Below are 19,336 nucleotides of genomic sequence, written 5' to 3'. Positions count from 1 at the left end.
ATTTGTCTAAAGAGTGATGTAATAAGAGTGGATAGTGTGTGTAAATTTATCCACACCTGGTGAAGAAACCCAATTTTTGTCGAAATTTTTTTGCTCAGTTTTTCTTTAGGCGCAAGTTCGATTTTTTTCGACAATCATTTTGAAAGATAGAAAAAGGGAAGGGTGCGGGTTTTGTTAAAAAAGTTTTTTTTACCTGACGAGTTTGTAAAAAATATTTTTCATATTACACCTGAGAAATTAAAGGAACGAAATGTAAAAGGGATTATTACTGACCTGGATAATACGCTTGTTGAATGGGACAGACCGAATGCGACGCCGCGATTGATCGAGTGGTTTGAAGAAATGAAGGAACACGGCATTAAAGTGACAATTGTCTCTAATAATAACGAAAGAAGAGTGAAACTTTTCTCAGAACCGCTTGGAATCCCATTCATCTATAAAGCAAGAAAACCGATGGGTAAAGCCTTTAATAGAGCGGTGCGCAATATGGAGCTGAAAAAAGAGGACTGCGTTGTCATCGGAGACCAGCTGCTGACCGATGTACTCGGGGGAAACCGAAACGGCTACCATACGATTTTGGTCGTGCCAGTCGCTTCCTCTGACGGATTCATTACGCGCTTTAACCGCCAGGTCGAACGCAGAATACTGAGTGCTCTCAAACGAAAAGGGCACATTCAGTGGGAGGAGTAAGAAATGGAAAAGGTTGTTTGTATCGGGTGCGGAGTTACGATCCAAACCGAGGACAAAACAGGTTTGGGGTACGCGCCGCCTGCATCGCTTACGAAAGAAAATGTGATTTGCCAGCGTTGCTTCAGACTGAAAAACTATAATGAAATACAAGATGTCTCCTTAACTGATGATGATTTTTTGAACATTCTTCACGGTATTGGAGAAACGGACTCTCTTGTCGTAAAAATTGTTGATATTTTTGATTTTAACGGCAGCTGGATTAATGGGCTGCAGCGCTTGGTGGGGGGAAACCCTATCTTATTAGTTGGCAATAAAGCGGATATTTTGCCTAAGTCACTGAAAAGAGAGCGTCTGATCCAATGGATGAAGCGTGAAGCGAAAGAGCTTGGCTTAAAACCGGTTGACGTATTTTTGGTCAGTGCGGGACGCGGCCAGGGAATAAGAGAAGTAATTGACGCGATTGAGCATTACCGCAACGGAAAAGACGTCTATGTTGTCGGATGTACAAATGTAGGAAAGTCAACCTTTATTAACCGGATTATTAAAGAAGTGTCAGGTGAAGAAGATATTATTACAACATCCCAATTTCCTGGCACAACCCTTGATGCGATTGAAATCCCGCTGGATGACGGTTCATCGCTTTATGATACACCGGGAATTATCAACAACCATCAAATGGCGCATTATGTCAATAAAAAGGATCTGAAAATATTATCTCCTAAAAAGGAGCTGAAGCCTCGCACATTCCAGCTTAATGATCAGCAAACACTGTATTTTGGCGGACTTGCAAGGTTTGATTATGTGTCTGGGGAAAGATCTCCTTTTATTTGCTATATGCCGAATGAGCTGATGATTCATAGAACAAAACTTGAAAATGCAGACGCGCTATATGAAAAGCATGCAGGGGAATTGCTCACACCTCCGGGTAAAGATGAAATGGATGAGTTTCCGGAATTGGTCGCCCATACGTTTACGATAAAAGACAAAAAGACAGATATCGTTTTCTCTGGGTTAGGCTGGGTTACTGTCCATGACGCCGATAAAAAGGTAACTGCATACGCGCCAAAAGGCGTTCATGTATTTGTTCGGCGTTCATTAATTTAAGAAAAGGGGAGAGGAGTATGAAAAAGCTGTATGGGGTTATCGGAAATCCGATTGGCCATTCTATGTCACCTGATATTCATAACGCATCATTGAAAGACCTCGGGCTTGACGGACATTATCATGCCTTCAAGGTAGAAGAGGATGATCTGGAGGATGCGGTAAAAGGAATAAGAGCTCTAGGCGTACAAGGAATCAATGTGACTGTTCCGCACAAGGTTTCCATTATGGATTATCTGGATCATATTGATGAGAGTGCAAAAGTGATCGGTGCCGTAAACACGGTCAGAAGAGAGGGAGATAAGCTTGTCGGATACAATACCGATGGGGAAGGCTTCGTGAAGTCATTAATGAAGGTATTAGACAAGCCCATCTCTGAACTGTCATTCTTAATGATCGGCGCTGGCGGAGCGGCGAGAGCCATTTTTACAACAATTGTCCGAAATACCCCGAAAAAATTTGACATTTGCAACCGGACGTTAGAAAAAGCAAAGCGGCTTACAGAAGCTACTCCCTCGTTTCACAATAAAGAAGTATTAAGCATAAAAGAAGCTGAAGAACGTCTTGAGCAGTATGATGTTATCATCCATACAACGTCTGTGGGCATGTATCCGAACGTGGACGATGTGCCGCTTTCATTACAGCGTGCCGCGAGCAGTGCCGTCGTATGTGATATCGTGTATAATCCAATACAGACGGCCCTTTTAAAGGAAGCAAGCCAAAAAGGCTTGAAAACACTCGACGGTGTGGGCATGTTTGTTGAACAGGCAGCATTGTCTTTCCAATTGTGGACTGGACAAGAGCCTGATATTGAAAAAATGAGATCCATTGTAATAGGAAAATTAGGAGGAACAGAATGTTAACAGGTAAACAAAAACGTTTTTTGCGTTCTAAAGCGCATCATTTAACGCCGATTTTTCAAGTAGGTAAAGGCGGAGTAAACGACAACATGATTAAACAAATTGCTGAGGCGCTTGAAGCGAGAGAGCTGATTAAAGTCAGCGTGCTTCAGAATTGCGAAGAGGATAAAAACGATGTAGCGGAAGCTCTTGTAAAAGGAAGCCGCTCTCAATTGGTGCAGACAATCGGCAATACGATTGTGTTATATAAGGAATCAAAGGAAAATAAACAAATCGAGCTTCCTTAAAGGTGGTTGAAATGAAGAAAATCGGAATTTTCGGAGGCACGTTTGACCCTCCGCATAATGGTCACCTCTTAATGGCGAATGAGGTGCTGTACCAGGCGGGGCTTGATGAAATTTGGTTTATGCCTAATCAAATTCCGCCGCATAAACAGAACGAAGACTATACCGACAGCTTTCATCGCGTGGAAATGCTAAAGCTTGCAATTCAATCTAATCCGTCCTTTAAGCTGGAGCTTGTTGAAATGGAAAGAGAAGGGCCATCATATACCTTTGATACCGTTTCTTTACTGAAGCAGCGTTATCCAAATGATCAGCTGTTCTTTATTATCGGCGCTGATATGGTTGAATATTTGCCGAAATGGTATAAGCTGGACGAGCTGCTGAACCTCATTCAATTTATTGGAGTAAAGCGCCCCGGTTTTCATGTTGAAACCCCTTATCCGCTTCTCTTTGCAGACGTTCCGGAATTTGAGGTATCATCAACTATGATAAGGGAACGGTTTAAAAGCAAGAAGCCCACTGACTACTTAATCCCTGATAAAGTGAAGAAGTATGTAGAGGAGAATGGTTTATATGAATCGTGAGGAGGCACTTGCATGCGTGAAGCAGCAATTGACCGAACACCGATATATCCATACGGTTGGCGTGATGAACACGGCGATCGAACTTGCGGAGCGTTTTGGAGCCGATTCTAAAAAAGCGGAAACAGCGGCAATCTTTCATGATTACGCCAAATTCCGCCCGAAAGAAGAAATGAAACAAATTATTGCACGTGAAAAAATGCCTGCGCATTTATTGGATCATAATCCGGAGCTCTGGCACGCTCCGGTCGGCGCTTATTTGGTCCAAAGAGAGGCAGGGGTTCAAGATGAAGACATTCTTGACGCCATTAGGTATCATACCTCAGGGCGCCCCGGTATGACACTTTTAGAAAAAGTCATTTACGTTGCCGATTACATTGAGCCAAACCGGGCATTTCCCGGTGTCGGTGAGGTGCGTAAGCTTGCTGAGACAGATTTGAATCAAGCGCTGATTCAGTCCATTAAAAATACAATGGTTTTTCTTATGAAAAAAAATCAACCGGTTTTTCCAGACACATTTTTAACGTATAACTGGCTTGTGTCTGGCAGCTGAACAGGAGGAATTTGTGAATGAACCAAAAGTCCATTTTAAAGATCGCAGCTGCGGCTTGCGATGATAAACGGGCAGAGGATATTTTAGCACTGGATATGGAAGGTATTTCTCTGGTTGCTGATTATTTTCTGATCTGCCACGGAAATTCAGATAAACAGGTACAGGCGATTGCCCGTGAAATCAAGGATCAAGCTGATGAAAACGGCATTCAAGTCAAAAAGATGGAAGGCTTTGATGAAGCAAGATGGGTTCTCGTTGATCTAGGCGATGTAATTGTCCATGTCTTCCACAAGGATGAAAGAAGCTACTACAACCTTGAAAAGCTGTGGGGAGACGCTCCGCTCGCAGATCTTGACTTTGGAATGAATCAATGATTTATCAAGGCTTTGCAAGCGTGTATGACGAGTTAATGTCACACGCGCCTTACGATCAATGGACAAAATGGATTGAAGCATCTCTCCCGGAAAAAGGCCGTATTCTCGATCTGGCATGCGGCACGGGGGAAATCTCCATCCGGCTTGCCGAAAAAGGCTTCGAGGTTACAGGCATCGATCTCAGCGAAGAGATGCTTTCTTTCGCCCAGCAAAAGGTATCGAGTAGCCAGCCTATTTTATTTCTTCAGCAGGATATGAGAGAGATTACCGGCTTTGACGATCAGTTTGACGCTGTTGTGATATGCTGTGACTCATTAAATTATTTAAAAACAAAAAATGATGTGATCGAAACCTTTAAAAGTGTATTTCGGGTATTAAAGCCTGAAGGCATTTTGCTGTTTGATGTTCATTCATCTTTTAAAATTGCGGAAGTCTTTCCGGATAGCACATTTGCTGACCAGGACGAAGATATCAGCTATATTTGGCAGAGCTTTGCCGGAAGTGACGAGCTTTCTGTCATTCATGATATGTCGTTTTTTGTGTGGAACGGAGAAGCGTATGATCGTTTTGATGAGACACACGAGCAAAGAACGTTCCCTGTGGAAGAATACGAAGAAATGCTTAAGAACTGCGGCTTTCAGCTCCATCGCGTGACAGCTGATTTTACGGATACCGAGCCATCAGCACAATCAGAACGTCTCTTTTTCAAGGCGCAGAAATCAAAAACCATCGTTTCTTAAAACGATGGTTTTTTAAAATGCTTTTTTATGCTTTTGCAGTACAGACGAAAGTATGACATACTCGTCTACACATGAAACTGCTTTTTCACTGCAGAAATATCCTCCTCGTACTTCATATGAGTATTTTGAAATACCCGGTGAAACATATCCTGCACACCGCTTTCCAGCGCTTTAATGCCTTCTCCTGTTACACCGCCTTTAACGCAAACCTTTTCCTGTAATGCAGGCAGGGTATACAATTCGGTTTCTAACAGTTTTCCCATTCCGACAAGCATTTCCTTACACATCAAAATCGCGTCCTGTTTAGATACTGATGTTTCCGTGACAGCTGCATCTATAAACCGCTGAATCAGATAGCTCATAAAAGCGGGGCCGCAGCTTACGATGTCTGATGCAACCCTTGTGATGTCACTTTCAATTTGCAGCGGATGAGAGATATGCTGCATCAGCTCATTGATTTTCGCTTTTGCAGATTCGCCGCAGCTTGTGCCGAACGTGACGAGAGAAACACCTGCCAGCGCTCTGTTCGTAATACTTGGGATCACTCGCGCCACTTGACACGGCACATATTGTTCGAGCTGTTCGGTTTGAACGGGGCTTGTAATTGAAATGAGAATATGATCTTTTCTTAAATAAGGTAGCGCTCTTGCCAGTAAAGGATATATATCAAGCGGCTTAACACAAATAAAAATCATCTCATTTTCAGAAACGAGCTTTTCGAGACTTTCGGTAACGTTGATGCTGTTGTAGCGGTTTTTTATGTGCAACGCTTTTTCAATTGTGCGGTTTGTGATTGTCATGTTTGAGGGATCGGCCGCTTTTGATTCAATAAATGATTCGATAAGGATCGTACCCATATTTCCTGTGCCGATAAAGCCTATCTTCAATGGTTTCCCCTCCTTTGAGCTATTATCCTCTAAACCATATGTGTTATGAAAATAAAATATGACGAAAGCGGGGAACATGCACGATGAATTGGTTGAATCAGCATAAGAAAGCAATTGTTTTAGCGGCTTCTGCGGCTGTTTTCACAGCGATTATGATCTTTCTGGCCACAGGGAAAAATAAAGAGCCGGTGAAGCAAGCTGTACCAACAGAGGCAGAAAATACAGTGGTAAAGCAGGAAGCAAACAACGACGAGTCAAGCGAAACAATTGTGATAGACATCAAAGGTGCTGTTCAGCATCCAGGCGTTTATGAAATGCGTACAGGGGACAGAGTATCTCAGGCAATTGAGAAAGCAGGCGGGACCAAAGAACAAGCAGACGAAGCGCAAGTAAATTTGGCGGAGATTCTGCAGGACGGGACAGTGGTGTACATCCCGAAAAAGGGAGAGGAAACAGCAGTACAGCAAGGCGACGGAGGGTCTGTCCAAAGCGATGGAGGGAAGGGAGCGCTGGTGAATATCAATACAGCAACCTTAGAGGAGTTACAAGGCATCTCAGGGGTGGGGCCATCCAAAGCTGAAGCTATTATTGCATACCGGGAAGAAAACGGGCGTTTCCAAACAATTGAAGAAATCACTAAGGTTTCAGGAATAGGTGAAAAGTCATTTGAGAAAATAAAGTCTTCCATTACAGTAAAGTGATTTGACGGTCATGCATTATGATAGGTAAACTATAGGTCAGGCAACACAACATTTGGAGGGAACAACGTGGAACGAATTTCATGGAATCAATACTTTATGGCTCAAAGCCATTTATTGGCGCTGCGCAGCACATGTCCGAGATTATCTGTCGGCGCTACTATAGTCAGAGACAAACGCATGATAGCAGGAGGCTACAACGGGTCAATCGCGGGCGGTGTACATTGTGCAGATGAAGGATGCTTAATGATAGATGATCATTGCGCAAGAACGATTCACGCTGAAATGAATGCGATTCTTCAATGCTCTAAGTTTGGGGTGCCGACTGATGGAGCTGAGATTTATGTGACGCATTATCCGTGCATTCAATGCTGCAAATCTATTATTCAAGCTGGTATCAAAACGGTTTATTATGCTGAGGATTACAAAACACATCCGTATGCGCAGGAATTATTTGAACAGGCGGGTGTAACTGTTGAACAGGTTGAACTCGATGAAATGATCGTTGATCTGAAAAACAGAGAAAAGCTTTCATTTGTAGCGGGTCTTATAGGGAAATTGGCCGATGCCGGTTTAGCGGAGGAAGAATTGAAAAAGATACATGAACAGGCGAATACACTTTTCACGAGCTACGTGTGATGAATGCGTAATTCGCGTTTGTTATTGCCTATGGCGGCAGCTTCGGCAACGGCTGGAATTACTGCCGCCGCTTATTTCCCCGCTATTTTTCTTTTCATCCTCTTTCTCCTCATCATGTTAATCAAAACGAGGCACGCTTTTCTTATTATTGTTTGTTTCTTCTCTTTTATATTGTTTTTTGTACTGTATGCAGTCACAGATTCTCAGAATGTCTCTTCCTATCGGCAGGGAACCTATCAGTTCAAGGCGGTGATTGACACTGTTCCCAAAATTGACGGCGACCGTATGTCTATGATGGTTAAGACACCTGATAAGGAAAAATGGGCTGCTGCGTATCGCATTCAGTCTGCTGGTGAAAAAGAACAGCTGTTATACATAGAACCAGGAATGTCATGTGAGTTGACTGGTACATTGGAAGAACCGAATCACGCAACTGTGCCGGGTGCATTTGATTATAACGAGTATCTTTATCGGCAGCATATTCATTGGAACTACTCTGTCACGTCTATCCAAAACTGCAGCGAACCTGAAAATTTTAAGTACAAGGTGCTCAGCTTGAGAAAACATATCATATCATTCACAAACAGCCTTTTGCCTCCTGATTCGGCAGGGATTGTACAGGCACTTACAGTTGGTGACAGATTTTATGTGGAGGATGAAGTGCTTACCGCGTATCAAAATCTTGGTGTTGTCCATCTCTTGGCAATATCAGGACTCCACGTGGGGATTTTGACAGCAGGTTTGTTTTATATCATGATTCGCCTTGGTATAACTAGAGAAAAGGCGTCAATTCTGTTGCTGTTATTTCTGCCGCTCTATGTGATGTTGACCGGCGCTGCTCCTTCAGTGCTACGCGCCGCTCTCATGGCGGGTGTTTACTTAGCTGGAAGCCTTGTCAAATGGCGTGTCCACTCTGCAACTGCAATTTGTCTTTCATACATCGTCCTTCTGCTCTTCAATCCTTATCATCTCTTTGAAGCCGGTTTTCAGCTATCGTTCGCCGTCAGTTTTTCTTTAATTCTATCCTCTTCTATTTTTCATCAGGTTAAAACCTCCTTGGGGCAGCTGACAATTGTATCACTCATCGCTCAGCTGGGCTCGCTTCCGATTCTCCTATATCATTTTCATCAGTTTTCTATCATCAGCGTACCGATGAATATGTTGATGGTACCATTTTATACCTTCTGTATTTTGCCGGGAGCTGTAGCAGGTGTTCTTCTATTAAGTCTTTCCGTTTCGTTTGGGAGATTGTTTTTCAGCTGGTTTGATTTATTGATAAGCTGGACCAATAGGCTAATCACAAACATTGCAGATGTTGAAGTGTTCACGATTATGATCGCACATCCTGCACCTGTTTTGCTTTTTTTATTCACGGTCACGATCATCCTATTGCTTATGGCGATTGAAAAACGCTCCTTGTCGCAGTTGATGGTAACCGGAGGCATTTGCTGCACGGTGCTGTTTCTGCTCTTTATATATCCGTGTCTTAGTTCCGAAGGAGAAGTGGATATGATAGATATTGGACAGGGTGACAGCATGTTTGTAGGTGCTCCGCATCAGCGGGGTCGTGTCTTAATTGATACCGGCGGCACTTTGTCTTACTCGTCAGAGCCTTGGCGCGAAAAACAGCATCCGTTTTCACTGGGGGAAAAGGTGCTGATTCCGTTTTTAACTGCTAAGGGAATCAAACAGCTTGACGCTTTAATTCTGACGCACGCTGACCAAGATCATATCGGAGAGGCGGAGATTCTGCTGAAGCATCATAAAGTAAAGCGCCTCGTGATTCCGAAAGGGTTCGTTTCTGAACCTAAAGATGAGAAAGTGCTGCAGACAGCCAGAGAAGAGGGAGTGACAATTGAAGAGGTGAAGCGAGGCGATGTATTGCAAATAAAGGATTTGCAGTTCCATGTACTGTCACCTGAAGCACCTGATCCGGCAAGCCAAAATAATTCATCTCTCGTTCTTTGGATGGAGACGGGCGATATGAGCTGGATCTTGACGGGTGATCTGGAGAAAGAAGGGGAACAAGAGGTGATGAACGTGTTTCCGAATATAAAAGCAGATGTGTTAAAGGTGGGGCACCATGGGAGCAAAGGCTCTACCGGTGAAGAATTCATCAAACAGCTTCAGCCGAAAACGGCCATTATCTCAGCCGGGAAAAACAATCGGTACCATCATCCTCATCAAGAAGTTCTGCAACTATTACAGAGACATTCTATCCGCGTGCTGCGAACAGATCAAAACGGAACGATCCAATATAGATACAAAAACAGAGTTGGAACCTTTTCTGTCTATCCTCCATATGATACATCAGATATAACAGAGACGAACTAAAAAAGACTGCCGAGAAATCAGCAGCCCGGGCAGTCGCTGTTATGAACCAACTAGGTGAATAACCGTTGCCATGACAAACAAGAAGGCGAAAAATCCGAAGGACACAACAAAACCAACAGCTGAATCTACAGCATCATTTCGTTTGCTTTGAACGTTTTTTTCAAAATCATTCAACTTTATCCCTCCTGACTGACTTAAGTATAATGGAATTGTTTTGAAAAATCTAGAAGCTAAGGTAACGTTTTCTGTTCTGGTGATTATCGCCTTTTTACAAGCTGTCCCGGGGGCTTGCGAACAGGCGTTTAATATAAATGGGGAAGCAGCAGTCAGGCTTCCTCTTTACTATTTTGCAAACTCAATTTAGGATAGAAGGGGATGATGAAAGAGAGGAAGTCGTACAACAATGGTATTTGATGTGTGGAAAAGCCTGAAAAAAGGAGATGTCCATCCAGTTTATTGTTTATACGGAAAAGAGACATATCTGCTGCAAGAAACCGTCAGCAGGATCAGACAGACGGTCGTTGATCAGGAGACAAAGGATTTCAATCTATCCGTTTTTGATCTGGAAGAGGACCCGCTGGATCAAGCGATTGCAGATGCTGAAACGTTTCCGTTTATGGGAGAGCGGCGTCTTGTCATTGTGAAAAATCCATATTTTTTAACAGGTGAAAAGAAAAAAGAAAAAATTGAGCACAACGTCAGTGCGCTTGAATCATATATACAATCACCTGCGCCTTACACAGTCTTTGTCCTGCTTGCTCCGTATGAAAAGCTTGATGAGCGGAAAAAGCTGACGAAAGCGTTAAAGAAGCACGCGTTTATGATGGAGGCGAAGGAATTAAACGCAAAGGAAACGACGGACTTTACTGTCAACCTTGCAAAAACAGAGCAGAAAACAATCGGCACGGAAGCGGCGGAGCATTTGGTTCTGCTTGTGAATGGACATCTGTCATCGATTTTTCAGGAGATTCAAAAGCTCTGCACGTTTATTGGAGATCGTGAAGAAATTACGCTGGATGATGTGAAAATGCTTGTTGCTAGAAGCCTTGAACAAAATATTTTTGAGCTGATCAATAAAATCGTCAACCGAAAACGAACTGAGAGTCTGCAAATTTTTTATGATTTGCTTAAACAAAATGAAGAACCGATCAAAATTATGGCGCTTATTTCGAACCAGTTCCGGCTGATTCTGCAGACAAAGTACTTCGCGGAACAGGGATACGGACAAAAACAAATCGCTTCTAATCTAAAAGTTCACCCATTTCGGGTAAAGCTGGCGATGGATCAAGCAAGGCTTTTTACAGAGGAGGAGCTCCGTTCAATTATTGAACAGCTTGCCGTCATGGACTATGAGATGAAAACCGGGAAAAAGGACAAGCAGCTCCTGCTCGAACTGTTCCTTTTACAGCTGTTAAAAAGAAATGAAAAAAACGATCCCCATTATTGAGGATCGTTTTTATATTATGCAGAAAGTCCGTTCACTTTTTTCGCTAGTCTTGATTTGTATCGAGCTGCGGTATTTTTGTGTACAAGACCTGTTTTCACTGCTTTATCAATACGTTTAGCTGCTTCAGTAAGAGCAGTTTTCGCTTTGTCAGCTTCGTTGTTGGCAACAGAAGCTTCAACTTGTTTGATTGCAGTACGCATAGCAGATTTGATTGTCGCGTTATGAACGCGGCGTTCGTTGTTTGTTTTTGTACGTTTAATCGCTGATTTAATGTTTGGCATGTGTTTCACCTCCTAAGATACAACCTGTAGCACAGTGTCTTAAGGTTAAATCTTCTTCACAATAGAACAAATTGTATTCTATCAAACACACCTTTAGATTGCAATATAAATGTAAAGTATTTTTCATTGAAGGTTCTCTTTTTAGCATGATTCATTCAGCAAATGGCAACAATATAGGTACTTAATGTGAAGGAGGCCCCTGTATGAAAAAGAGTGAGCTGGATGTGAATCAGTATTTGATACGGACCGATTTGGCAGTGGAAACGAAGGAAGCAATGGCCAATCAGCAGGCTGTGCCGACAAAAGAAATTAAAGGCTTTATTGAAAAAGAGCGTGATCACGGCGGCATTAAAATCCGCACAGTTGATGTTACAAAGGAAGGCGCAGAGCTTTCGGGAAAAAAAGAAGGGCGCTATTTAACGCTTGAAGCACAGGGAATCAGGGAGAATGATTCGGAAATGCAGGAGAAGGTCTCTGCTGTCTTTGCGGAGGAATTCTCAGCTTTTCTTGAAAACCTTAATATCTCAAAAGATGCGAGCTGTTTGATCGTTGGGCTCGGCAACTGGAACGTGACACCTGATGCGCTTGGACCGATGGCAGTAGAAAATCTGTTGGTAACAAGGCACTTGTTTAAGCTTCAGCCGGAAAACGTACAGGAGGGTTACAGGCCTGTCAGTGCATTTGCACCGGGTGTAATGGGGATAACAGGAATCGAAACAAGTGACATTATTAAAGGTGTGATTGATGAATCGAAGCCTGATTTTGTCATAGCCATTGATGCGTTGGCGGCGCGGGCGGTGGAAAGGGTCAACACAACCATTCAAATATCGGATACAGGCATTCACCCGGGATCTGGAGTGGGGAATAAACGAAAAGATTTAAGCAAAGACACGCTTGGTGTTCCGGTGATTGCTATCGGTGTTCCGACAGTAGTTGATGCCGTGACAATTGCCAGCGACACGGTGGACTACATATTAAAACATTTTGGCAGAGAAATGAAGGATAACAGGCCATCAAGATCGCTTGTTCCGGCAGGCATGACGTTTGGGAAAAAGAAAGTGCTCACTGAAGAAGATCTTCCCGATCAAAAGCAGCGCCAATCGTTCCTAGGGATTGTCGGAATCCTTCAAGAAGATGAAAAACGGCAGCTCATTCACGAGGTGCTTTCGCCTTTAGGGCACAACTTAATGGTTACGCCGAAGGAAGTCGATTCATTTATCGACGATATGGCAAATGTTTTAGCGAACGGACTAAACACAGCGCTTCATGAAAAAGTGTCACAAGAAAACAAAGGCTCCTACAATCACTAAACAGTTCTACTTCCTCTAGCTTGTTCATAGAGTAATTACTAGACAAGCGCTGGAGGGATTCAATGAGAAATAAACGCAGAAACAGACAGATTGTTGTTGCGGTAAATGGAGGGAAAGCGGTAAAAGCCATCTTTCTATTTATCGTAAGCCTTATCGTGATTTTTGTTCTATCCGGTGTGCTGACGTCTCTCCGGCCGGAACTTAGGCCGTCGTCTGACTCTTTTTATGGGATTGCTGAAGAATTGCCGGGTGACGTATTTGCACATTTGCTGCGGATGGAAAACCATTATTTCGCTTCTGACCTCTCTCAAACCGACAGCTCATTTCATCTTTCTCGTCTTTCTTTAAAGCTGGCGACGAGCATTAACCTCGAAGATCCGCGGAGCTTTCTCGGTCGGGAGCTGCCAGGGTTTGCACAATTTGATACCGAGATTTTGTTAGCTGGACAAGGAACCGATTATACGAATATGCCTGCGGAATCGCCGCCGCCGTCTAAGGTGATGGAGGAAGAAAGGGAAGCGAATTTGGCAGAGATTGAAAAACAGCAAACGCAATCAGATAATGCACAAAAAGATCCGCCCAAACAAACAACAGGTGATAAAAAGGTCGTGTTTATCTATCACACGCACAATACCGAATCATATCTCCCTCTATTAAAAGGCGAGACCGATCCTGACATGGCGCGCCATTCTAAAGCCAACGTCACGCTTGTAGGAGATATGTTCGGACAAGCGCTTGAATCCCAGGGAATCGGAGCCACAGTGAATAAAACCGATATACAGTCAAAATTGAATAAAAAAGGCTTAAACTATGCCAGGTCCTATGATGAATCAAGGCCGGTCGTGAAAGACGCCCTCGCTTCAAACAAAAATCTGCAATATATCATTGACATCCACAGAGACTCACGGCGCAAAAAAGACACAACCGCAACGATTAAAGGAAAAAGCTATGCCAGGGTAGCCTTTGTCGTCGGGAAAAAAAGCAAAAACTTCGAAGAAAACTATAAAATTGCGAGTGAGCTTCATAAACTGATGGAGAAAAAATACCCCGGACTTAGCACAGGTGTCTTTTCCAAAGGCTCGCCAGGCGATAATGGTGTTTACAATCAGGATTTAACAGATAGAGCGCTTTTGCTCGAGTTTGGCGGAGTAGATAATAATCTCGAAGAGCTGCAGCGTGCGGCTAACGCGGCCGCGGACGTATTCAGCGAAATGTACTGGGATGCTGAAAAGGTCAACGCAGCGAGCGGGGAGACGAAAAAACAATAAGAAATAGGTGGTTGATTTGATTGCATACTTTGGAAAATGCTTACTGCTTGTCACGATCATGTTTTTAGGCGTTCTGTTCGGCATGCAGCAGGCAAACAACGGGATGCTGAGTATGAAAGGCTATCATGACCCTTCACTGAAGGGGGCGTTTACGCTCACCGACGGAAAAGATAATGAAAAAGAAGCCTCAATCCTAGGAGAAACAGTCACGGCAAAAGATTTAGAAGAAAAACAAAAAGAGCTGGAAAAGGTGGAGACATTCAATATGTTTTCAAAAGCCGGACAAGCGCTTTCGAACACCGTAACCAATACTGCCCAGTCAATGTATGAATGGATACGGGATATGAATCAATAAGTACGTGAAAGAGAAAAGCAGCCCAGATATGATAGGGAACTTTTCTCTTTCTTGTTTTACATTGAATCTTTACAATCCTATTGATATAATCTAAGCTAGTGTATTTTGCGTTTAATAGTAGGAGTGATAGATTGTGACAGATAAAGAAAAGCGTTTAGAGAGGCAATCGAGAATACGGAATTTCTCTATCATTGCCCATATTGACCACGGAAAATCGACCTTAGCGGATCGTATTTTAGAAAAAACGTCGGCAATCACTCAACGAGAAATGAAAGAACAATTGCTCGATTCTATGGATCTTGAACGTGAGCGGGGCATAACCATTAAATTAAACTCTGTTCAGCTTAAATATAAAGCAAAAGACGGAGAAGAATATATCTTTCATCTAATCGATACGCCGGGACACGTCGACTTCACGTATGAAGTATCCCGAAGCCTTGCTGCCTGCGAGGGAGCGATTCTTGTCGTGGATGCAGCCCAGGGGATTGAAGCGCAGACGCTCGCCAATGTCTACTTAGCGCTTGACAACGATCTTGAAATCCTTCCGGTCATCAATAAAATCGACCTTCCGAGCGCCGAGCCCGAACGTGTGCGCCAAGAGGTAGAAGACGTTATCGGCCTTGACGCATCAGAAGCCGTGCTTGCTTCAGCAAAAGCCGGTATCGGGATTGAGGAGATTTTAGAACAAATCGTAGAAAAGGTGCCAGCTCCGACCGGAGATCCGGAGGCGCCGCTCAAAGCGCTGATCTTCGACTCGCTTTATGACGCCTACCGCGGTGTCGTGGCTTATATCAGAGTCGTTGAAGGAACGGTAAAGCCGGGACAAAAAATCAAAATGATGGCAACCGGCAAAGAATTCGAAGTAACAGAGGTGGGCGTGTTCACGCCGAAAGCAACTCCGACAAATGAACTGACGGTCGGTGATGTAGGCTTCCTGACTGCCTCAATCAAAAATGTCGGTGACACACGTGTCGGTGATACAATAACGAGCGCTGCCAATCCTGCAGAAGAAGCGCTGCCGGGATACCGCAAGCTAAACCCGATGGTGTACTGTGGTTTGTATCCGATTGATACAGCGAAGTATAATGATTTAAGGGAAGCTCTTGAAAAGCTTGAGCTGAATGATTCCTCCCTTCAATATGAAGCGGAAACTTCGCAAGCGCTTGGATTCGGGTTCCGCTGTGGATTTTTAGGCATGCTTCACATGGAGATCATTCAGGAGCGAATTGAGCGTGAGTTCAACATCGACCTGATTACAACAGCGCCAAGCGTTATCTATGACGTGTATATGACAGACGGCGAAAAGGTCGTTGTCGACAACCCGTCCAACATGCCGGATCCTCAAAAGATCGAAAGGGTTGAGGAGCCATACGTAAAAGCGACGATGATGGTGCCGAATGACTATGTCGGCGCTGTAATGGAGCTTTGCCAAGGAAAACGCGGCAATTTTATTGATATGCAGTATTTAGACGCAAACCGTGTCAGCATCATTTATGATATGCCATTAGCGGAAATCGTATATGAGTTTTTTGATCAGCTGAAATCAAGCACTAAAGGCTATGCGTCCTTTGATTATGAACTGATCGGCTACAAACCGTCCAAGCTTGTGAAAATGGACATTATGCTGAATGGTGAAAAAATCGATGCCCTTTCCTTTATCGTGCATCGTGATTACGCATATGAACGCGGAAAAGTGATCGTTGAAAAACTGAAAGAACTCATTCCGCGCCAGCAGTTTGAAGTTCCGGTACAAGCCGCAATCGGCCAGAAAATCGTGGCCCGCTCCACCATAAAAGCAATGCGTAAAAACGTATTGGCTAAATGTTACGGAGGGGACATCTCGCGTAAACGGAAACTTCTTGAAAAACAAAAAGAAGGAAAACGCCGTATGAAGCAGGTCGGCTCAGTTGAAGTGCCGCAAGAAGCATTTATGGCAGTTCTGAAAATGGACGACAGTCCGAAAAAACAATAGAAGCCGCCGCAGTCTTGTACTGCGGCTTCTTTCTGTAAAGAAGGTGAATCCATTTGAAATCAGCTTATATCCATATCCCATTTTGTGAGCATATTTGCCACTACTGCGATTTCAATAAATATTTTATTCAAAGTCAGCCAGTCGACGGGTATTTAAACGCACTCGAACAGGAAATGATAAATACAATAGCAAAAACTGGGCAGCCTGATCTCAAAACAATCTTTATCGGAGGAGGCACGCCAACCTCCCTGTCTGAGGAACAGCTCAAAAAGCTGATGGATATGATCAACCGTGTGCTGAAGCCCTCAAGCGACTTATCGGAATTTGCGGTTGAAGCGAATCCGGACGACTTGTCCGCAGAGAAATTAAAAATATTAAAAGAAGCAGGCGTAAATCGCCTCAGCTTTGGTGTGCAAACGTTCGAAGACGATCTGTTAGAAAAAATCGGCCGAGTGCACAAGCAAAAAGATGTATTCACCTCTTTTGAAAGAGCGCGGGAAATCGGTTTTGAGAATATCAGTCTTGATCTAATGTTCGGGCTTCCGGGGCAAACCCTCAAGCATCTGGAACATTCCATAAACACTGCTTTATCATTGGACGCCGAGCATTATTCCGTTTACTCCCTTATTGTAGAACCGAAAACGGTATTTTATAATTTGATGCAAAAAGGGCGGCTTCATCTTCCGCCGCAGGAGCAGGAAGCTGAAATGTATGAAATGGTGATGAGCCAGATGGAAGCTCACGGCATTCATCAATATGAAATCAGCAACTTTGCTAAGGCAGGCATGGAATCTAAGCACAATCTAACGTATTGGAGCAACGAACAATATTTCGGTTTCGGAGCTGGCGCTCACGGATATATTGGCGGCACACGAACAGTGAACGTCGGACCTGTTAAGCATTACATTGACCTGATAGCTGAAAAGGGTTTTCCGTACAGAGATACACATGAAGTGACAACAGAAGAACAGATTGAGGAAGAAATGTTTTTAGGTTTGAGAAAAACAGCCGGTGTCAGCAAAAAACGATTCGCAGAAAAATACGGCCGTTCCCTAGATGAACTTTTCCCAAGCGTGTTAAAAGACCTCGCTGAAAAAGGGCTGATTCACAATTCGGAGTCTGCCGTTTATTTGACTCATCAAGGGAAATTATTAGGCAATGAAGTTTTTGGCGCTTTTTTGGGTGAGTTATAATTGACATTTTTCTTGTGGTTTGATACTTTTGTTATAGAATTAGCACTCGCTTATTGAGAGTGCTAACAGAGGTGATGATGATGTTAACAAATCGTCAGCTGCTGATCCTTCAGGTTATAATCAACGATTTTATTAAATCGGCACAGCCGGTGGGATCAAGAACTCTTTCGAAAAAAGATGAAATCACATTTAGCTCTGCAACAATAAGAAACGAGATGGCTGACTTGGAGGAATTGGGCTTTATTGAAAAAACCCATTCATCCTCAGGACGTGTTCCGTCAGAAAAAGGGTATCGGTACTATGTTGACCATTTGCTGTCACCCGTCAAACTGACGAAAAGCGACCTGGACCAAATCCACTCGATCTTCAAAGAGAAAATTTTCGAGCTGGAGAAGACAGTTCAAAAATCAGCGCAAATTTTGTCCGATCTGACGAATTACACATCCATCGTACTCGGGCCGAAGCTGAGTGAGAATTACCTTAAACAGATTCAAATCATTCCGATTCAGCCTGATATGGCGGTAGCGATTCTCGTTACCAATACGGGGCATGTGGAAAACAAAACGATTAACTTTCCGACCAAAATGGATCTGTCTGATATTGAAAAACTGGTAAATATACTGAATGACCGTTTAAGCGGTGTTCCAATGGATGAACTGAATGAGCGCATATTTAAGGAAGTTGTCATGTACCTAAGACAGCACATTAAGAACTATGACAATATACTCGACGCGCTTCGTTCAACCTTTCATTCCACAAATCATGTTGAAAAGTTGTTTTTTGGCGGGAAAATCAATATGCTGAACCAGCCTGAGTTCCATGATATCACCCGAGTTCGGTCGCTCCTTTCATTAATTGAGAAAGAACAGGATGTTTTAAAGCTGGTTCAATCCCCGCACACGGGAATTTCGATTAAAATCGGAAAAGAAAACGACTATGAAGAGATGGAAAATTGCAGTCTGATTACGGCTTCTTATTCCGTAGACCAGAAGCAGATCGGCTCAATTGCGATTATCGGCCCGACCCGCATGAATTATTCCAGGGTTGTCAGCCTGCTCCAGCATGTGACTTCGGACTTGTCAAAAGCATTAACAAGTCTGTATGATGAATAAGGGAATTTTGGCAAATTTTATCGAAGGGCAGCACCTGTCCTTCTCCTTACACTTTGAGGGAGGTGAACACAATGTCAGAAGAAAAACAAACCGTTGAACAAAACGAAACAGAAGAGCAAGAAATCATTGAAGAACAAGCTGCCGCTGATGAACAGCAGGAAGAAACAAATGAAAGCGAACTTCTTCAAAACCAAATTAACGAATTGCAAGGTTTGCTTGAGGAAAAAGAAAACAAACTTTTGCGTGTTCAAGCAGACTTTGAAAACTATAAACGACGCAGCCGTTTAGAGATGGAAGCGTCCCAAAAATACCGTTCTCAAAATATCGTGACTGATTTGCTGCCGGCTCTTGACAGCTTTGAACGAGCGCTTCAGGTTGAAGCCGACAATGAACAGACGAAAAGTTTGCTCCAGGGAATGGAAATGGTCCACCGTCAGCTCATAGAAGCCTTGAAAAAAGAAGGCGTCGAAGCCATCGAAGCTGTAGGGCAGGAATTTGATCCTAATCTGCACCAAGCTGTTATGCAGGCTGAAGACGAAAACTACGGCTCCAACATTGTTGTGGAGGAAATGCAAAAAGGCTATAAGCTGAAGGATCGCGTCATTCGCCCTTCCATGGTCAAAGTGAATCAATAATTACATAGCAGGAGGTTATTCA

The 19,336-nt window shown here is 43.4% G+C and carries 23 protein-coding genes; 20 read left to right on the top strand and 3 right to left on the bottom strand.

What is annotated here, in order from left to right; all coding sequences use genetic code 11:
• Positions 1–171 precede the first annotated feature (171 nt).
• Genes NYE20_RS14060 through NYE20_RS14025 form a run of 8 tightly spaced genes read left to right on the top strand, consistent with a single transcriptional unit; the run spans position 172 to position 5,183 of the window.
• A complete protein-coding gene (locus tag NYE20_RS14060; protein ID WP_003226126.1) occupies positions 172–690 on the top strand; it encodes a YqeG family HAD IIIA-type phosphatase in 519 nt (172 codons plus the stop codon).
• A gap of 3 nt (positions 691–693) precedes the next feature.
• Entirely contained in the window at positions 694–1,794 is a 1,101-nt protein-coding gene (gene yqeH, locus NYE20_RS14055) for a ribosome biogenesis GTPase YqeH (protein ID WP_003229966.1), read from the top strand.
• Between the two features lie 17 nt (positions 1,795–1,811).
• Entirely contained in the window at positions 1,812–2,654 is an 843-nt protein-coding gene (gene aroE / locus NYE20_RS14050) for a shikimate dehydrogenase (protein WP_014480317.1), read from the top strand.
• Positions 2,648–2,938 (top strand): ribosome assembly RNA-binding protein YhbY, encoded by a 291-nt coding sequence (yhbY, locus tag NYE20_RS14045; protein WP_003226133.1) that lies wholly within the window; start codon positions 2,648–2,650, stop codon positions 2,936–2,938. The genes aroE and yhbY overlap by 7 nt, the downstream gene beginning before the upstream one ends.
• An 11-nt stretch (positions 2,939–2,949) precedes the next feature.
• On the top strand, positions 2,950–3,519 hold the full coding sequence (locus tag NYE20_RS14040) for a nicotinate-nucleotide adenylyltransferase (RefSeq protein ID WP_021480066.1): 570 nt from the start codon (positions 2,950–2,952) through the stop codon (positions 3,517–3,519).
• Entirely contained in the window at positions 3,509–4,069 is a 561-nt protein-coding gene (gene yqeK / locus NYE20_RS14035; RefSeq protein WP_161621678.1) for a bis(5'-nucleosyl)-tetraphosphatase (symmetrical) YqeK, read from the top strand. Before NYE20_RS14040 ends, yqeK begins: the two co-directional genes overlap by 11 nt.
• A gap of 17 nt (positions 4,070–4,086) precedes the next feature.
• The gene (gene rsfS / locus NYE20_RS14030; protein WP_014477391.1) at positions 4,087–4,443 is read left to right on the top strand and encodes a ribosome silencing factor; all 357 of its coding nucleotides are present in this window, start codon (positions 4,087–4,089) and stop codon (positions 4,441–4,443) included.
• Positions 4,440–5,183, top strand: a complete 744-nt coding sequence (locus tag NYE20_RS14025) for a class I SAM-dependent methyltransferase (protein WP_021480065.1) — start codon at positions 4,440–4,442, stop codon at positions 5,181–5,183. The genes rsfS and NYE20_RS14025 overlap by 4 nt, the downstream gene beginning before the upstream one ends.
• Positions 5,184–5,248: 65 nt before the next feature.
• Here the strand turns inward: NYE20_RS14025 and comER are convergent, their stop codons facing one another.
• The gene (comER, locus tag NYE20_RS14020) at positions 5,249–6,070 is read right to left on the bottom strand and encodes a late competence protein ComER (RefSeq protein ID WP_014477389.1); all 822 of its coding nucleotides are present in this window, start codon (positions 6,068–6,070) and stop codon (positions 5,249–5,251) included.
• Positions 6,071–6,153: 83 nt separating this feature from the next.
• Here comER and comEA point away from each other — a divergent pair, with 83 nt between their 5' ends.
• From comEA to NYE20_RS14005, 3 genes are all read left to right on the top strand, one after another.
• Positions 6,154–6,771 (top strand): competence protein ComEA, encoded by a 618-nt coding sequence (comEA, locus tag NYE20_RS14015; protein ID WP_141949657.1) that lies wholly within the window; start codon positions 6,154–6,156, stop codon positions 6,769–6,771.
• 66 nt (positions 6,772–6,837) lie between these two features.
• Positions 6,838–7,407, top strand: coding sequence for a ComE operon protein 2 (locus NYE20_RS14010; protein WP_003229978.1), 570 nt, complete (start codon positions 6,838–6,840; stop codon positions 7,405–7,407).
• 3 nt (positions 7,408–7,410) lie between these two features.
• Complete coding sequence (locus NYE20_RS14005) at positions 7,411–9,741, top strand: DNA internalization-related competence protein ComEC/Rec2 (protein WP_161621677.1); 2,331 nt, start codon at positions 7,411–7,413, stop codon at positions 9,739–9,741.
• A gap of 39 nt (positions 9,742–9,780) precedes the next feature.
• On the opposite strand, the gene NYE20_RS14000 is transcribed toward NYE20_RS14005, so the two are convergent.
• Entirely contained in the window at positions 9,781–9,915 is a 135-nt protein-coding gene (locus NYE20_RS14000; RefSeq protein ID WP_003229983.1) for a YqzM family protein, read from the bottom strand.
• A gap of 40 nt (positions 9,916–9,955) precedes the next feature.
• Here NYE20_RS14000 and NYE20_RS13995 point away from each other — a divergent pair, with 40 nt between their 5' ends.
• Positions 9,956–10,105, top strand: coding sequence for a hypothetical protein (locus NYE20_RS13995; protein ID WP_003229985.1), 150 nt, complete (start codon positions 9,956–9,958; stop codon positions 10,103–10,105).
• A 39-nt stretch (positions 10,106–10,144) separates the two neighbouring features.
• Entirely contained in the window at positions 10,145–11,188 is a 1,044-nt protein-coding gene (holA, locus tag NYE20_RS13990) for a DNA polymerase III subunit delta (RefSeq protein WP_161621676.1), read from the top strand.
• Between the two features lie 14 nt (positions 11,189–11,202).
• Here holA and rpsT read toward each other — a convergent pair whose 3' ends face one another.
• Positions 11,203–11,469: a 30S ribosomal protein S20 gene (gene rpsT, locus NYE20_RS13985; RefSeq protein ID WP_003229989.1), complete on the bottom strand. Its 267-nt coding sequence runs from the start codon at positions 11,467–11,469 to the stop codon at positions 11,203–11,205.
• A 203-nt stretch (positions 11,470–11,672) separates the two neighbouring features.
• Here rpsT and gpr point away from each other — a divergent pair, with 203 nt between their 5' ends.
• The 7 genes from gpr to grpE all read left to right on the top strand — a co-directional run bounded on the left by gpr (position 11,673) and on the right by grpE (position 19,314).
• Positions 11,673–12,779 carry a GPR endopeptidase gene (gene gpr, locus NYE20_RS13980; RefSeq protein ID WP_161621675.1) on the top strand — a complete coding sequence of 369 codons (1,107 nt, stop codon included), beginning with the start codon at positions 11,673–11,675 and terminating at the stop codon, positions 12,777–12,779.
• Between the two features lie 62 nt (positions 12,780–12,841).
• Positions 12,842–14,047: a spore autolysin SpoIIP gene (gene spoIIP / locus NYE20_RS13975; RefSeq protein WP_014477383.1), complete on the top strand. Its 1,206-nt coding sequence runs from the start codon at positions 12,842–12,844 to the stop codon at positions 14,045–14,047.
• A 16-nt stretch (positions 14,048–14,063) separates the two neighbouring features.
• Positions 14,064–14,402 carry a YqxA family protein gene (locus tag NYE20_RS13970; protein ID WP_032726189.1) on the top strand — a complete coding sequence of 113 codons (339 nt, stop codon included), beginning with the start codon at positions 14,064–14,066 and terminating at the stop codon, positions 14,400–14,402.
• A 133-nt stretch (positions 14,403–14,535) separates the two neighbouring features.
• Positions 14,536–16,374, top strand: coding sequence for a translation elongation factor 4 (lepA, locus tag NYE20_RS13965; protein WP_003229999.1), 1,839 nt, complete (start codon positions 14,536–14,538; stop codon positions 16,372–16,374).
• 53 nt (positions 16,375–16,427) lie between these two features.
• Positions 16,428–17,567 carry a radical SAM family heme chaperone HemW gene (gene hemW, locus NYE20_RS13960; RefSeq protein WP_120028371.1) on the top strand — a complete coding sequence of 380 codons (1,140 nt, stop codon included), beginning with the start codon at positions 16,428–16,430 and terminating at the stop codon, positions 17,565–17,567.
• Between the two features lie 80 nt (positions 17,568–17,647).
• Positions 17,648–18,679, top strand: coding sequence for a heat-inducible transcriptional repressor HrcA (gene hrcA, locus NYE20_RS13955; protein WP_003246126.1), 1,032 nt, complete (start codon positions 17,648–17,650; stop codon positions 18,677–18,679).
• 71 nt (positions 18,680–18,750) lie between these two features.
• Complete coding sequence (gene grpE, locus NYE20_RS13950) at positions 18,751–19,314, top strand: nucleotide exchange factor GrpE (protein WP_049141197.1); 564 nt, start codon at positions 18,751–18,753, stop codon at positions 19,312–19,314.
• The last annotated feature ends 22 nt before the right edge of the window (positions 19,315–19,336 follow it).

Origin of the sequence: Bacillus sp. FSL R5-0416 (assembly GCF_037975425.1) — a bacterium.
Classification (GTDB): domain Bacteria; phylum Bacillota; class Bacilli; order Bacillales; family Bacillaceae; genus Bacillus; species Bacillus subtilis.
The sequence above is the reverse complement of the archived record's forward strand: the minus strand, read 5'-3'. Positions and strand labels throughout refer to the sequence as shown.

What these genes read in the sequence shown, in the direction of transcription:
- yhbY (WP_003226133.1), top strand. Translation starts at nt 2,648, where the DNA reads ATGTTAACAGGTAAACAAAAACGTTTTTTGCGTTCTAAAGCGCATCAT.
- hrcA (WP_003246126.1), top strand. Translation starts at nt 17,648, where the DNA reads ATGTTAACAAATCGTCAGCTGCTGATCCTTCAGGTTATAATCAACGAT.
- holA (WP_161621676.1), top strand. Translation starts at nt 10,145, where the DNA reads ATGGTATTTGATGTGTGGAAAAGCCTGAAAAAAGGAGATGTCCATCCA.
- NYE20_RS14040 (WP_021480066.1), top strand. Translation starts at nt 2,950, where the DNA reads ATGAAGAAAATCGGAATTTTCGGAGGCACGTTTGACCCTCCGCATAAT.
- comEA (WP_141949657.1), top strand. Translation starts at nt 6,154, where the DNA reads ATGAATTGGTTGAATCAGCATAAGAAAGCAATTGTTTTAGCGGCTTCT.
- grpE (WP_049141197.1), top strand. Translation starts at nt 18,751, where the DNA reads ATGTCAGAAGAAAAACAAACCGTTGAACAAAACGAAACAGAAGAGCAA.
- yqeH (WP_003229966.1), top strand. Translation starts at nt 694, where the DNA reads ATGGAAAAGGTTGTTTGTATCGGGTGCGGAGTTACGATCCAAACCGAG.
- yqeK (WP_161621678.1), top strand. Translation starts at nt 3,509, where the DNA reads ATGAATCGTGAGGAGGCACTTGCATGCGTGAAGCAGCAATTGACCGAA.
- rpsT (WP_003229989.1), bottom strand. Translation starts at nt 11,469, where the DNA reads ATGCCAAACATTAAATCAGCGATTAAACGTACAAAAACAAACAACGAA.
- gpr (WP_161621675.1), top strand. Translation starts at nt 11,673, where the DNA reads ATGAAAAAGAGTGAGCTGGATGTGAATCAGTATTTGATACGGACCGAT.
- NYE20_RS14025 (WP_021480065.1), top strand. Translation starts at nt 4,440, where the DNA reads ATGATTTATCAAGGCTTTGCAAGCGTGTATGACGAGTTAATGTCACAC.
- rsfS (WP_014477391.1), top strand. Translation starts at nt 4,087, where the DNA reads ATGAACCAAAAGTCCATTTTAAAGATCGCAGCTGCGGCTTGCGATGAT.
- NYE20_RS14005 (WP_161621677.1), top strand. Translation starts at nt 7,411, where the DNA reads ATGCGTAATTCGCGTTTGTTATTGCCTATGGCGGCAGCTTCGGCAACG.
- aroE (WP_014480317.1), top strand. Translation starts at nt 1,812, where the DNA reads ATGAAAAAGCTGTATGGGGTTATCGGAAATCCGATTGGCCATTCTATG.
- spoIIP (WP_014477383.1), top strand. Translation starts at nt 12,842, where the DNA reads ATGAGAAATAAACGCAGAAACAGACAGATTGTTGTTGCGGTAAATGGA.